This is a genomic window from Devosia sp. XK-2 (assembly GCF_037113415.1).
GTDB lineage: Bacteria > Pseudomonadota > Alphaproteobacteria > Rhizobiales > Devosiaceae > Devosia.
The window spans coordinates 744,297-757,676 of the sequence record NZ_CP146608.1; the positions used below are offsets into that span (position 1 = coordinate 744,297).

The 13,380-nt window shown below is 62.8% G+C and carries 13 protein-coding genes and 1 riboswitch; of the genes, 5 read left to right on the forward strand and 8 right to left on the reverse strand.

What is annotated here, in order from left to right:
- Nucleotides 1–79 precede the first annotated feature (79 nt).
- Nucleotides 80–2,959, forward strand: coding sequence for an EAL domain-containing protein (locus tag V8Z65_RS03640; RefSeq protein ID WP_338722600.1), 2,880 nt, complete (start codon nt 80–82; stop codon nt 2,957–2,959).
- A 58-nt stretch (nt 2,960–3,017) separates the two neighbouring features.
- Here the strand turns inward: V8Z65_RS03640 and V8Z65_RS03645 are convergent, their stop codons facing one another.
- The gene (locus tag V8Z65_RS03645) at nt 3,018–3,593 is read right to left on the reverse strand and encodes a YqgE/AlgH family protein (protein ID WP_338722601.1); all 576 of its coding nucleotides are present in this window, start codon (nt 3,591–3,593) and stop codon (nt 3,018–3,020) included.
- A 117-nt stretch (nt 3,594–3,710) separates the two neighbouring features.
- Here V8Z65_RS03645 and V8Z65_RS03650 point away from each other — a divergent pair, with 117 nt between their 5' ends.
- The 4 genes from V8Z65_RS03650 (at nt 3,711) to V8Z65_RS03665 (ending at nt 6,723) form a co-directional block, all read left to right on the forward strand.
- A complete protein-coding gene (locus V8Z65_RS03650; RefSeq protein WP_338722602.1) occupies nt 3,711–4,544 on the forward strand; it encodes a protein-disulfide reductase DsbD domain-containing protein in 834 nt (277 codons plus the stop codon).
- 103 nt (nt 4,545–4,647) lie between these two features.
- Complete coding sequence (locus V8Z65_RS03655; protein WP_338722603.1) at nt 4,648–5,139, forward strand: peroxiredoxin; 492 nt, start codon at nt 4,648–4,650, stop codon at nt 5,137–5,139.
- A 22-nt stretch (nt 5,140–5,161) separates the two neighbouring features.
- Nucleotides 5,162–5,746: a hypothetical protein gene (locus V8Z65_RS03660; protein ID WP_338722605.1), complete on the forward strand. Its 585-nt coding sequence runs from the start codon at nt 5,162–5,164 to the stop codon at nt 5,744–5,746.
- A 206-nt stretch (nt 5,747–5,952) separates the two neighbouring features.
- Entirely contained in the window at nt 5,953–6,723 is a 771-nt protein-coding gene (locus V8Z65_RS03665; RefSeq protein WP_338722607.1) for a class I SAM-dependent methyltransferase, read from the forward strand.
- Nucleotides 6,724–6,809: 86 nt separating this feature from the next.
- On the opposite strand, the gene gcvPB is transcribed toward V8Z65_RS03665, so the two are convergent.
- From gcvPB to V8Z65_RS03700, 7 genes are all read right to left on the reverse strand, one after another.
- Nucleotides 6,810–8,345 carry an aminomethyl-transferring glycine dehydrogenase subunit GcvPB gene (gene gcvPB, locus V8Z65_RS03670; RefSeq protein ID WP_338722609.1) on the reverse strand — a complete coding sequence of 512 codons (1,536 nt, stop codon included), beginning with the start codon at nt 8,343–8,345 and terminating at the stop codon, nt 6,810–6,812.
- Nucleotides 8,346–8,356: 11 nt separating this feature from the next.
- Nucleotides 8,357–8,674, reverse strand: a complete 318-nt coding sequence (locus tag V8Z65_RS03675) for a hypothetical protein (protein WP_338722610.1) — start codon at nt 8,672–8,674, stop codon at nt 8,357–8,359.
- The gene (gene gcvPA, locus V8Z65_RS03680; protein ID WP_338722611.1) at nt 8,671–10,014 is read right to left on the reverse strand and encodes an aminomethyl-transferring glycine dehydrogenase subunit GcvPA; all 1,344 of its coding nucleotides are present in this window, start codon (nt 10,012–10,014) and stop codon (nt 8,671–8,673) included. The genes V8Z65_RS03675 and gcvPA overlap by 4 nt, the downstream gene beginning before the upstream one ends.
- 214 nt (nt 10,015–10,228) lie before the next feature.
- The gene (gene gcvH / locus V8Z65_RS03685; RefSeq protein ID WP_338722612.1) at nt 10,229–10,594 is read right to left on the reverse strand and encodes a glycine cleavage system protein GcvH; all 366 of its coding nucleotides are present in this window, start codon (nt 10,592–10,594) and stop codon (nt 10,229–10,231) included.
- A gap of 10 nt (nt 10,595–10,604) precedes the next feature.
- Nucleotides 10,605–11,765, reverse strand: a complete 1,161-nt coding sequence (gcvT, locus tag V8Z65_RS03690) for a glycine cleavage system aminomethyltransferase GcvT (protein ID WP_338722613.1) — start codon at nt 11,763–11,765, stop codon at nt 10,605–10,607.
- Nucleotides 11,766–11,914: 149 nt separating this feature from the next.
- A riboswitch (glycine riboswitch) is annotated at nt 11,915–12,001 on the reverse strand.
- A gap of 190 nt (nt 12,002–12,191) precedes the next feature.
- Nucleotides 12,192–12,680 (reverse strand): ATP F0F1 synthase subunit B, encoded by a 489-nt coding sequence (locus tag V8Z65_RS03695; protein WP_338722615.1) that lies wholly within the window; start codon nt 12,678–12,680, stop codon nt 12,192–12,194.
- Between the two features lie 5 nt (nt 12,681–12,685).
- The gene (locus V8Z65_RS03700; protein ID WP_338722616.1) at nt 12,686–13,336 is read right to left on the reverse strand and encodes an ATP F0F1 synthase subunit B; all 651 of its coding nucleotides are present in this window, start codon (nt 13,334–13,336) and stop codon (nt 12,686–12,688) included.
- Nucleotides 13,337–13,380: the final 44 nt, after the last annotated feature.

Here is a 13,380-nt window from a genome sequence, read left to right on the forward strand (position 1 = left end):
CAAGGGCCTGTCCGGCCCGATCAAGCTATTGCCGGACTGCCGCCACAAAGAAGCCTAGCGCCGGATTTAACTGCTTTTGATGCGTCATTTTCTTGCATTCGCGTTCTGTCTAGCGTTCGCGCTGTTCGGCCTTGCGCCCGCCCAGGGCTTCGAGGTGATCTCGGTTCCCGAAGACGTTAACGCGGTCAACCTGTCCGATGTGGTGGAAATCGTCCCTGGCCAGGGCGGCCGTGTGCAATTGTCCACGGCTCCGGACGCCGACGGTATCATCCGTCGCATCGAAGTGCTGGCCAGCGATACCACTACCAATCCCTATTTCGCGTTGATCGCGTTGCGCAATGACAGCGACCAGCAGATCCAGCGCCTGCTCGTGGCGCCGTTTTTCAGGCTGCCCGGCTCGGGCGTGTTCCAGCCCGATCTGGGCGAGAACCGCATCACCGCCATCACCCCAAGCGCCGGCATCCGCCCCGAGCGCCTGCCCGATCCGGAGGCCGATGTCTTCGAGGTGACGCTCGACCCCGGCGCCACCATGACGGTGATTGTGGAACTGGCCTCGGACGATCTGGCCGAATTCTACCTTTGGGAACCCAACGCCTATCGCGACTATGTCAACGCCTTCACCCTGTTCCGGGGTGTGGTCTTGGGCGTCGCGGCCCTGGCCTCGGTGTTTCTGACCATCATGTTCGTGGTCAAGGGTAGGGGCGTGTTTCCGGCCACGGCGGCCTTCGCCTGGGCAGTGCTGGTCTATCTGCTGATCGATTTCGGCCTTTTGGGGCGCATTCTGGGCCTCTCGGCCAGCGGCATGCAGCCCTGGCGCGCCGCGGCCGAGGCAGGTATCGCCACAACGTTGGCTGGGTTCCTGTTCATTTATCTCAATCTGCATCGCTGGCATCTGCGCTTTATCCACCTGGCCCTGGGCCTTGCCGCTCTGTTCCTGGCGCTGTTCCTCTTTGCCTTCTTCCAGCCTGCCATAGCCGCAACCATTGCCCGCCTGGTGCTCGCCCTGCTGGGCGTTTCGGGCTTCTTCCTTATCTTGCTGCTGGCGCTGCGCGGCTATGACCGCGCTGTGCTGCTGGTGCCCACCTGGATCATTTTCATCGCCTGGCTGTTTTATTCCTGGCTGGTCATTTCGGGTCAGGTGACCAATGACGTGGCCCAGCCGGCGGTGGGCGGCGGCCTCGTGCTCATCGTCATGCTGCTCGGCTTCACGGCGGTGCAGCATGCCTTCTCCGAGGGCCAGGTGACCATTGGTACGCTGAGCGAGGTGGAGCGCCGGGCGCTAGCTCTGACCGGCTCGGGCGACTTTGTTTTCGACTGGAACATCGAGCGCGACCGCGTCAGCGTCAGCGATGAACTGGCAACCCGCCTTGGCGAGAAACGCGGCGCCCTGCGCGGCGCCATCAAGCGCTGGCTCGACCGGGTGCACCCTGACGACCGGGACCGCTTCCGGACGGCCTTCGATACGCTGGTGGAATTACGGCGCGGCAAGGTCTCGGCCGATATGCGCATTGCCGGGCACGATGGCAATTTCCGCACCTTCCGCATGCGCGTGAAGCCGGTTCTGGGCGGCGATGGCCAGGTCAATCGCATCGTCGGCACATTGCAGGACGTGACCGAGGATCGTGCGGCCCGCGAGCGCCTGCTGCATGATGCGGTGCATGACAGCCTGACCGGCCTGCCCAATCGCCAGCTTTTCCTGGATCGCCTGGAACGATCCCTGGTGCGCGCCCGCACGCCCGGCGGCACCAAGCCGGCAGTTTTCCTCATCGACATTGACCGCTTTATGGAGCTCGAGGAACGGATCGGCCACTCGGCGGCCGACTCCGTCCTGCTCGCCATTTCCCGGCGCATTTCGCGCATCATGCGTCCGCTCGACACTGTCGCCCGCATCGGCGGCGATCAGTTTGCGGTGATCCTCGCCTCCGAACAGGCTGCCGCCAAGATCGCCGAAACCGCCGAGCAGATCCGCAAGGCGCTCAAAGCGCCGTTCAACTTTGGCGACCGCGACCTAGTGCTGACCGCCTCGATCGGCGTCACCATCTATGACAGCAATCCCTCGACCGCCGCCGATGTGCTGCGTGATGCGGAACTGGCCATGTATTACGCCAAGCGCCTGGGCGGGGACCGGATCGAAGCCTATCGCGCCTCGGCACGTTCGATCGCCTCCTATAGCAAGGCCAGCGAGGAAGACCTCGAGCGCGGTCTGAAGCAGGGGGAATTGCATGTTCAATTCCAGCCCATCATGGATATCCAGTCCGGCCGGATTGCCGGGGCCGAAGCGCTGATGCGCTGGAACCACCCCACGCGCGGCGTGGTGACCCCGGACGAATTTGTGCCCTTGGCCGAGCGCTCCGGCCAGATCGAAAAACTGGGCCGGCTGGCATTCGAACAGGCCGCCGCACAGGCCAAGGACTGGCTGGCTACCATCGGGCTGCCGGAGGGGTTCTTCATTTCGGTCAATCTGTCGCCAGCCCAATTGGCTACCGAAACGCTGCTCACCGATATGCGCAATCTGGTGTCGCAGGACCGCGATCTGGCCGGGCATCTCAAGCTTGAGATTACCGAGAGCCAGGCGATGACCAATCCCGAGCATTCGGCCTATATGCTCGAGGCGCTGCGCAATATGGGGCTGGGCCTGGCGCTGGACGATTTCGGCACCGGGCACTCCTCGCTGAGCTATCTGCACCGCTTCCCGGTCGATACCATCAAAATCCCGGCGCCTTTCGTGCGCATGGGCACAGATAATGGCATTGCCCATACCCAGGCGCCGATTATCCGCTCTATCGTGGCGCTGGCCAATGATCTGGACATGATGGTGGTTGCCGAAGGCGTCGAAAGCCTGGATGAAATCGAGCGCCTGCGCCAGCTCAATTGCCGCTATGCGCAGGGCTTTGCCTTCGGGACTGCCATTGTTGGTGCAGAGCTGGGCAAGAAGCTCGCGACACAGATGGGTAAATAGCGGCGAACGTCCTGCGTCGGGGCGCGCCGCCGGAACCAATAGGCCAAATGGTCAAGGCTCAGCCGTGTCCGGCCTCGGTGCTCAATGTGGCTCGGGTGATGTTAAGGCTGGCCAAAGCCTTGTCGTAGCGGCGCTCGACGGGAACTTCGAACAGCAATTGGCGATCGAAGGGGATGGTCAGCCAGCCATTGGCGCTGATCTCGTCTTCCAATTGGCCGGGCGACCAGCCGCAGCATCCCAGGGCGAACAGCGCCGCCCGCGGGACCGGGCCAAAGGCCATGGCCTTGAGAATATCCAGCGTTGCCGTCAGCCCGATATCCTCGGTGACCTTATAGGTATTGCCGCTGTGATAATCGCCCGAATGCAGCACGAAGCCGCGGCCTTTTTCGACCGGCCCGCCGCGCATGACGGCGCGGTCGCGAATGCTGTCGGGCAGGCGAATGACCGCGTCCGGATCGCCCAGGTCGAGTTCGTCGAGAATGTCGGCAAAGCGCAGATTGGCCAATTCGTGATTGACCACCAGGCCCATGGCGCCTTCCGCGCCATGACCCACGATCAGGATCACGCTTTCGGCGAAGCGTTCATCGGCCATGTCGGGCATGGCAACCAGGAATTGTCCTTCAAGCGAGTTCATGGGACAATTGTAGGCTCCCGACGCAGGCCTGCCAAGCACGCGGGCCGTCACGGCTATCACGAAGGCCTGATGTGGCGCTATCTGGCCGTTCATCTTTTGCTGCGCTAATGCCATGCCATGCGCGTTTCAATCGTTCTTGCCATAGCCAGTAGTCTTGTCGCGGCGCCCGTCCTAGCCGGCGAGTCTGCCTGGCAGGAATTGGCGCCGGGCGTTTCGGTCCGGCTGATCAGTGCCGGTGCGCTCGACGCAGAGGGCAAAGCCCTGTTCGCGCTCGAAATCGATATGCCGGAGGATACAAGGACCTATTGGCGGGTGCCCGGAGAGACCGGCCTGCCCCTGGAGCTCAATTTTGCCGGGTCGAAAGGCGTGAGCCTGAACGGCCAGTTCTGGCCCTTCCCCGAACGCGAGCAGGTTTCGGGTTATCTCGACTATGTCTATTTCGGCCATACCGTGCTGCCACTCGAACTGGACGTGGCCGATCCCGACGGCATGGTGGCGCTCGAGGCGACGCTGGGGATCTGTTCCGATATCTGCGTGCCCGCACAGGCCAGGCTCAGCCTGCCGGCCACCGATCCCGGATCGGATCGGGCCAATGACCTTCGCATTAAACAGGCCCTCGCCAATGTCCCGATCCCCTGGGACCAGGGCGAGGAGCCCATTGGCGCGGTCCATTTGATGCCCGATGGCAGCGCGCTCGCCGTTCAGGTCGATCAGGCCGTCATCGACCCCGACAGCCTTATCGCCGCCGCCGATCCCGACGGTCCCCTGTTCGGCGCGCCGCAAAAAAGCCCGCAAGACGATATAGTGCTGCTTCCCATACTGGGTAAAACCGACAATAGTGCCCTGGATGACATGGAGGTCGAACTATCCTTCATGACGCCAATGGGGGCCTATCAGGTCAGCCGGACGCTAGAAGCCGGCACCCAAGCGGATGTGGAAGCGCTGGACTAAAGTGGGCCTCACCCTTGTGCCGGCCGGCAATGCCGCATATCGCATGTGCCTAGAGTAGATGGAGTAGGCGGCCCGGCCGCCAGATATGGGGCGAATTCCACCAATGATCGAAAGCGGCAATCGGATTCCGTCCGTCGGGATCAAGCTGGTGACTGTGGCCGGTGTCGAAGACACCACGAGCGACGCGGCGCTGGGGCAGGGGACGGTCGTACTCTTTTCGGTGCCCGGCGCCTTTACACCGACCTGCCACGTCAATCATCTACCCGGCTTCGTTGCCAATGCGGCCAAGATGCGCGCATCGGGGGTCGACCGCATTGTCTGCGCGGCGACCAATGATCATCACGTTATGAAAGCATGGGCCGAGGCCACCAATGCGCTGGACGATATTGTCTTCCTTGCCGACGGGAACACCGCATTGGCCCAGGCGCTCGGGCTCGACAAGGACATGTCGGGCACCGGTTTGGGCCGGCGCTTTGCCCGCGCGGCCATGATTATTCGAGACGGTATAGTCGATGCCGTTTTTGTCGAAGATGCGCCCGGCGTGACGGCCAGCGGCGCACCCGCTATTCTCATGGCTCTCGAAGCCGCTGCTTAGTCGCCAGGAGCCAAACAAGACGATGACCCTGACCCTGACGTCCACTCTGCGTTTTTCTGCCCTTGGAGGCTTGGCTGTGCTCTTGGCCGGATGTTCCATGGGGTCCATGTTCGGCGGTGGCACCGCATCCAATGCCAATCTGCAAAATGCCACGGCGACGCCCCAGGCTGTTGCGCAGGCCCAGACCAGCGCCTTGCCGGTGATTGCCACCGAATGCCCGCCGATCAAAGTGCGCCTGGGCGGCGAGGCCATGTATTATTATGGCGGCGGTCGCGTTGGTGACGCCAAATCGCTGCAATATCAGGGCGTGATCGACGAGACCTCGCGCAATTGCGTGGTCTCGAACGGTCAGATCACCGTCAATATGGGTGTTACCGGTCGCGTTCTGCTCGGCCCCGCCGGGTCGCAAACCTCGATCAATGCCCCGATCCGCTTTGCCGTTGAACGCGATGGACAGGCCATTTTCTCGGAAAAATACACGCTCATCGTGCCGATCGTACCGCCCAGCCAGACCGCGGAATTCGTCAAGGTTGTTGAGAACGTCACCATCCCCTATCTTGGCGGGGAGAGCATCACCATCTGGGTCGGCTTCGACACCAGGGGATAGTTCGATCCCGGAGGCCCCCGTGGCAACTTTTTACATCCGCATCCGCAGCGCCTGAGGGCGGTGTCGGTCCATGATTGACCAGTCGCTGGCTTAATCAGCCAGCGGCGTGATGTGGCATGCGGGGTTCCGGCCGAAGGGCTGTGGGCCTGACCTCCGAAACGACACCGTCTCGTACCTCGACAGCTTCGAGAACATCGAGACCGAATATGAAACCCAGAAAGACAATTCTTCGCGCCCGCTCGCAGAGCTGGGACCCTGTTGCTCATTGGTATGCCGGCTGGGCCGGCCAGAATGGCAGCCACTATCATCGCACGTTTGCCGTACCGCTCATGCTCGACCTTCTGGCACCCAAGGGTGGGGAGCAATTGCTGGATTTGGGCTGCGGCCACGGCATTTTGGCACCATCGATCGCAAGTACCGGCGCGCGCTATCTCGGCGTGGACCTCTCGGGCCGCCTCGTCGCCGAGGCGCGACGCAATCAGGCGCGATATGGCCGCTTCCTGGTCGGCGACGCAACCGCCTTGCCACAGCACAAATTGCTTGCTCAAGGCGCGTTTGACGCGGCCAGTTTTCTGCTCTCCATCCAGGATATCAATCCGCTCGAACAAGCCGTCGCCGAGGCTGCGCGGCTGCTGCGCCCCGGCGGGCGGCTCGGTATCGTCATGCTCCATCCCTGTTTCCGCATTCCGCGGCAAAGCGGCTGGGGCCATGACGAGGGTCGGGGGCTGACCTATCGGCGAGTGGATACCTATCTCTCGCGGCTCGCCATACCTATGCAGGTGCATGGCGCTGGCAGCACACGCAGCTATCATCGGCCACTTGAAGACTATATGGCCGCCTTGACCGGTGCGGGTCTCGTCGTCACGGCGATCAGGGAGGTAGCGGATTTGCCCGGCAAACAGGACGCGCGGGCCGATAGACGGGCCATGCGGGAATTCCCCCTCTTTCTCGGCTTGCGGGCAGTGAAGCTGGAGTAGAACGGGGGTTATCCAAACAGGAACGCCCTCGGATCGTGTCCGAGGGCGGTACGCTTTGACAACAGAAATGATGTCTATTCGGCGGCCTAGGGCAAGTCCGCCGGCTTTTCCCATTTGAGAATGGGCTGGCGCGCGGCGCGGGTTTCGTCGAGCCGCCGACGCGGTGCCTTCATCGGGGCCGCGGTGAAACGCTCGGCATTGCCGGATTTGGCGTCATCGGCCAGTTCCGCCATGACGTCACAGAAGTGATCGAGCGTCTGCTTGCTCTCGCTCTCGGTCGGTTCGATCAGCATGGCGCCATGCACGACCAGCGGGAAATACATGGTCATGGGGTGGAAACCCTCGTCGATCAGCGCCTTGGCGAAATCGAGTGTGGAGATGTCCGTGCCCTTGAGGAAACTGTCGTCGAACAGCGCCTCGTGCATGGTCGGATAATCGGGGAACGGCACCGAGAAGAGGTGCTGCAGCCGCGCCTTGACATAATTGGCGTTGAGCACGGCATCCTGCGCCGCCTGGGCCAGGCCGTCGGCGCCGTGGCTGAGCATATAGGTCAGCGCGCGGACATACATGCCCATCTGCCCGTGGAAGGCGGTGACGCGACCCAGGGCCTCCCCTTCGATATGCTCGACCAGCTCCAGGCCACCCTCCTGGCCCCGGCGAATGAACGGGATGGGCGCGAAAGGCGCAAGCGCCTCCGAGAGCACCACCGGACCGGCACCCGGACCACCGCCGCCATGTGGCGTCGAGAAGGTCTTATGGAGATTGATGTGCATCGCATCGATGCCGAGGTCGCCCGGGCGAACGACACCCATAATGGCGTTGAAGTTGGCACCATCACAGTAAAAGAACGCGCCCGCATCGTGCACGGCTTTGGCAATCTCGATCACCTGTGGCTCGAAGAGGCCGCAGGTATTGGGATTGGTCAGCATGATGGCGGCGACGTCAGATGACAGTGCATCCTTGACCGCCTGCACATCGACCGTGCCGTCATCGCGGGCCGGAACGGGCTTCACGCTGTAGCCGAGAAAGGCGGCGGTGGCCGGATTGGTGCCATGGGCGCTTTCCGGGACCAGGACGATTTTGCGATGCGCTTCGCCCCTGGCCTCCTGCGCGGCCTTGATGGCCATCATCCCGAGAAGTTCGCCATGGGCGCCCGCCTTGGGCGACAGGGCGACGGCGGCCGTGTTGGTGAGCGTCATCAGCCAGTAGGACAGCTGGTTCATCAGCTCCAGCGTCCCCTGCACGGTCGAGACCGGCTGCAGCGGGTGGATATCGGCAAAGCCGGGCAGGCGTGCCATCTTCTCGTTGAGGCGCGGATTGTGCTTCATCGTGCACGAGCCCAGCGGATACATGCCGCTATCGATCGAATGGTTGAGCCGGGAGAGGCGCACATAGTGGCGCATGGCCTCGGGTTCGGTCAGGCCTGCCAGATCGAGCTTGCTCTTGCGCGCAAAGCCGCCGAGGCGATCGCTGGCGAGATCGACCTCGGGCAGATCGACGCCCGAATGTTCATTGTCGCCGATTTCGAACAGCAGCGGTTCGTCGGGCAAAAGGGCCGAGCCGGAGGCCGAAGTGCCGGCAGTGCCCACGCCCGTGGGGCGGCCTTGTGTGTTCATGCTCATTGGCAAACCTCCTAGTTGTCCGCGTCGCGGACAGTCCAGACCGCAGTGAAGTCGGGATCGACAACTTCCTCGCCCGTGCTCTTGAGGCGATAGTTTCCCGGGTTCGCTGGCCGTAGGCCATCAAGCATTGGCGGCATGTTCCACTCCTGACCGGTTCGCTCCCCTCGTAGCGACAAGAGGATCCCATTCGGTGTGGCAGAGACTATCTCGCCAAAAAACTGGTCATCCGTGTTGGTGCCATCGGCTTTTGCGTAGGTGATGCCAACCAGAACCGTCTTGCCGGGGAGTTCCGCAGCCAGTTCAGCATTCCAATTTTCTACAGAACTCATGCCAGTTCCTCCGTCAGGGCCGCGCAGAGGGCCGCGATATCGGTCTCGGTCGTCAACTCGGTCGCCGCCAGAATGATGAGGTTTTCGACGTCCGGATCACCCGGCAGGAGGCGGCTGGCGTGCACGCCGGCCAGAATGCCGCGCCGGGCGAGCCGTTCGACGAGAGCCGCGGCCGGTTCGGTGACACGAATGGTCATTTCGTTGAAGAAGGTCTTGTTGAGGACGGTGACGCCCGGCACGCCGTTCAGGGCATCGGCCAGCAGAATCGCATTGGCGTGGTTGAGCCGCGCCAACCGGACAAAGCCCGCTTCGCCGAGCAGACCCATATGGATCGAGAAGGCGAGGGCGCAGAGGCCCGAATTGGTGCAGATATTCGAGGTCGCCTTTTCGCGACGGATATGCTGCTCGCGGGTTGAGAGGGTGAGGACGAAGCCGCGATTGCCATCGGCATCGACGGTCTCGCCGCAGAGCCGGCCCGGCATCTGGCGGATGAATTCCTTCTTCGTCGCCATCAGCCCCAGATAGGGGCCGCCGAAATTGAGCGCATTGCCGATGGACTGGCCCTCGGCCACAACGATGTCGGCGCCCAGAGCACCGGGCGCTTCGAGCAGGCCCAGCGACACCACTTCGGTGACGACCACGATCAGCAGCGCGCCCTTGGCATGGGCGGCCTCGGCGGCCGCTTCGACATTGCGCAAATGGCCGTAGAAATCCGGAGTCTGGATGACAATGGCCGCCGTGTCGGCGTCGATATGGTCGAGAATGTCGCCCTGGCCCTCGGGGGAGGGGGAGAGGCATTCCAGATGCGGGTCGTCCTTGAGATAGGCTTTGACCACATCGCGATAATGCGGGTGGAGCCCGCCCGAGAGCACGATCTTGTTGCGGCGGGTGAGGCGGCGGGCCATCAGCACGGCTTCGGCAGTGCCGGTCGAGCCGTCATAAAGCGAGGCATTGGCCACATCCATGCCGGTGATCTTGGCCACCTGGGTCTGGAACTCGAAGAGCATCTGCAAGGTGCCCTGCGAGATTTCCGGCTGGTAGGGCGTATAGGCGGTCAGCCATTCCGACCGCTGGATGAGGTGGTCAACGGTGGCGGGGACATGATGCCGATAGGCGCCGGCGCCGACAAAGAACGGGCCATCGCCCGCTGCATGGTTCTGATTGGCAAGGGCGCGCATATGCGCCTCGACCAGAAATTCGGGACTATGGTCCGGCAGGTCGAGTTCAAAGCTCTTGAGCGCCGATTTCGGTACGGCAGAGAACAGCGCGTCTATATCGCTGGCGCCGATCACGCCGAGCATCTCGGCGCGTTCATGATCGGAATGGGGGAGGTAGCGCATGGATGGGAGGTTCCAGTTTGCTGAAAGCAGAGAGCAATTGCAGGCGAACGGGAGGATCGGCTCTTCCGCCCCCTCGCCCCTCCAGGGGAGGGGGTTGGGGTGAGGGGTGAAAGCCCCTCGGCAGGATCGCGAGGCTGAACCCCTCATCCGGCCCTATCGGGCCACCTTCTCCCTTCAGGGGAGAAGGGAAGGCGCCCGCACCGTTCAATTCGATCTACAGTGTCAGTTCGGCATAGCCGTCGGCGTTGAGCAGGGTGTCGAGTTCGCCGGCATCGCTGATGGCGATCTTGAACATCCAACCGCCCGCTTCCGGATCGGCATTGACCAGGCCCGGTTCGCCGGTGAGGGCTTCGTTGACTTCGGTGACGGTGCCGGAGACCGGAGCATAGATCTCGGAGGCGGCCTTGACCGATTCCACCACGGCGGCCTCGTCGCCCTTCTTGAGCACCTTGCCCACTTTGGGCAGTTCGACAAAGACAATGTCGCCCAATTGCTCCTGGGCATAATTGGTGATGCCGACAATGCCGGTCGAACCGTCAACGCGGATATATTCGTGATCGGGGGTAAATTTGGTGGTCATGGGTGGGGCCTCAGGCTGACTTGCGGAAATAGCGGTGGGGGACGAAAGGCGTGGGCACGATCTCGGCGGGCTGGGCGCGGCCGCGCACCGAAACCTGAAGCTTGTTGCCGATGGCGGCATGGTCGGGTGGGACAAAGCCCAGGGCAATGGCCTTGCCCAGCGAGGGGGCAAAGCCGCCGCTGGTGACCACGCCAATGGCGGTGCCGGTGGCATCGAGGATCTCGGCGCCTTCGCGGGCCGGTGCACCCTCAACGATCAGCCCGACACGCTTGCGCGAGAGCTGGCCGGCGCGCTCAGCAAGGATGCGTTGCGCGCCGGGAAAATCAGCTGCCTCGCGACGGCGCTTGGAAACTGCAAAGCCGAGATCGGCTTCGATGGGCGAAACCGTTTCATCGAGGTCATGGCCATAGAGCGGCAGACCAGCTTCGAGGCGGAGGCTGTCGCGTGCGCCAAGGCCGATGGGTTTGACGCGGGGATCCACCAGCAGTTCATCCCACAATGCCACCGCCATATGGCTGGAGACGAGAACTTCAAACCCGTCTTCGCCGGTATAGCCGGAGCGGGAAACTGTCACTGGTACGCCGTTCCAGTCGAATTCTCGGACCTGCATGAAACCGAGCTGGGTGGCATCGGGGATCAGCGCCGCCATGACATCGACGGCTTCCGGTCCCTGCAGGGCCAGGAGACCACCATCATCGGCGCGCCTGAGCGCTGCCTTGTCCCCGGCCGCTTTGGCGATCAACGCAAAGTCGTTTTCCTTGGTGCCGGCATTGACTACGATATAGAGGGTGCCGGGGCTGTCGGCGAGGCGCCCCACCATGAGGTCGTCAATGGCGCCGCCTTGCGCGTTGAGCAGTAGCGTGTAGCGCATCTGGCCGGGCTTGAGGCCGGCAATGTCGCCACAGATCAGCGGCTCGATGAGGGCTGCGATGGCCGCGTGGTCAGCCTCCGCATCGCCGGTGGGGGCGTTGAGTGTCAGGAAGCTCGGACCCATATGGCTGACATCGAACAGACCCGCCTGCTCGCGCGTCCATTTATGCTCGGCCATGATGCCGGTGGGATATTGGACGGGGAGCGCATAGCCACCGAAAGGCACGATGCGGCCGCCGGCGGTTTGATGGCGCTCGAAAAGCGGGGTCTGCTGGAGGTCTTCGGGTTTGGCTTCGGCCATGGGCACACTCGGGTTCAAAGGCGACACGACAAGGCTCCGCCATATGGCGGAATATGCGTGCCCCCTCTGTCCTTGCCCTGAGAGATTTCCCGGCTGAGCGCCGGTTGCTCCTTCGGAGAGGCTGGATCAGCCTGCTTTCCAGAGTTTGTGACCCAACTGCGGTCCTTTGGCCTGAGAGTTTCCGGGGCGGTTGCTCCTTCGGCGCTGGCAAAGCCAGTCTCTCCCGCAGTTCCGCGCACCATGGTGGAGATTCTGGCGGGCGTCAATCGCCGGAAACAAATGTACAGAAAATCTGCGACGGCTACGCGGTAGGATTGAGACGCCATCTGGCAGCGCAGGCGCGGTCGATCTGACCGGAACAAAAAAGGCGGGCATCGCTGCCCGCCTTTGTCAGTTTATTGGAAAGTCAGTTTATTGGAAACCGGATTAGTTCAGCCGGCCAGCCACATCGGCGATGGCGGCGTCGACGACCTTGCCGCCATTCTTGTTCATCTCGTCGGAGAGAACGGTGCGGGCAGCCTCGATGGCGATGTCCGCAGAGCGGGCACGCACTTCGGCGACGGCCTGGGCTTCGGCCTGGGCGATCTTGTCTTCCACCGCAGCAGTGCGGCGGGCGACGAGTTCGGCCAGCGAGGCCTGAGCTTCCACGGTCAGGCGCTCGGCCTCTTCCTTGGCCGCGGCAACAATGCCCTCGGCTTCCTTTTCGGCAGCAACACGCTTCTGCTCATATTCCACGAGCAGGGCGGCGGCCTCTTCGCGCAGGCGCTTGGCCTCGGCAATGTCGGTTTCGATCTGCTTGATCTTACCATCGAGCATCTTGGCGATGATCCGCGGCACGCCGAAATAGACGAGCAGCGCAATGAAAATCACCAGGCCGACAAAGGCAAAGAAGCTGTTATCTAACCATTCGGGCATCGGACTTACCCCTTAACCTTGGCAACGGCAGCGCGAACGCTGTCGGCGGAGACATCGCCGACAAGCTGGCCGACGACGGCTTGGGCCGTTTCCGCAGCGATCTCATCGACATGGGTGAGCGCCTCGGCCTTGGTCTTGGCGATGCTGGTTTCGGCAGCGCTGACCTTGGCACTAAGACCGGCCTCGGCGGCAGCGCGCTTGGCGCTGAGATCAGCCTGGATGGCTTCACGCGTTTCATTGGCAATGCCCTGGGCCTTGGCCTTGGCTTCCGCCAGAGCCTTTTCATAGGCAGCAATGGCCGCGTCGGTCTTCTGGCGATCCGCATCGGCTGCCGCCAGATCGGTGTCGATCAGCGTCTTGCGGTTGTCCAGAATGCTGCCAATGCGGGGCAGGGCCAGCTTGCTCATCAGCAAATAAAGCGCGCCAAAGGTAATGGCGAGCCAGAGGAGCTGGCTGGGGAAAGTGGCCGGGTCGAAGGGCGGGAACACGTCCGAATGGCCGGCATCGCCATGCGCTTCGGTCGTGGCATGCGTGTCGGCGGTCGGATCGGCGTGAACGCCGTCCTCGACATGCATGGTGTCGGTGGCGCCAGCGGCGTCTGCGCCGTGGTCGTCTACCGGGGTTTCCGCTTCTTGAGCGTAGGCTTGCGTTACCATCTGGTCGAGGTCCCGTTAAATCCGGTCGTCCAGTCGTTATTGAC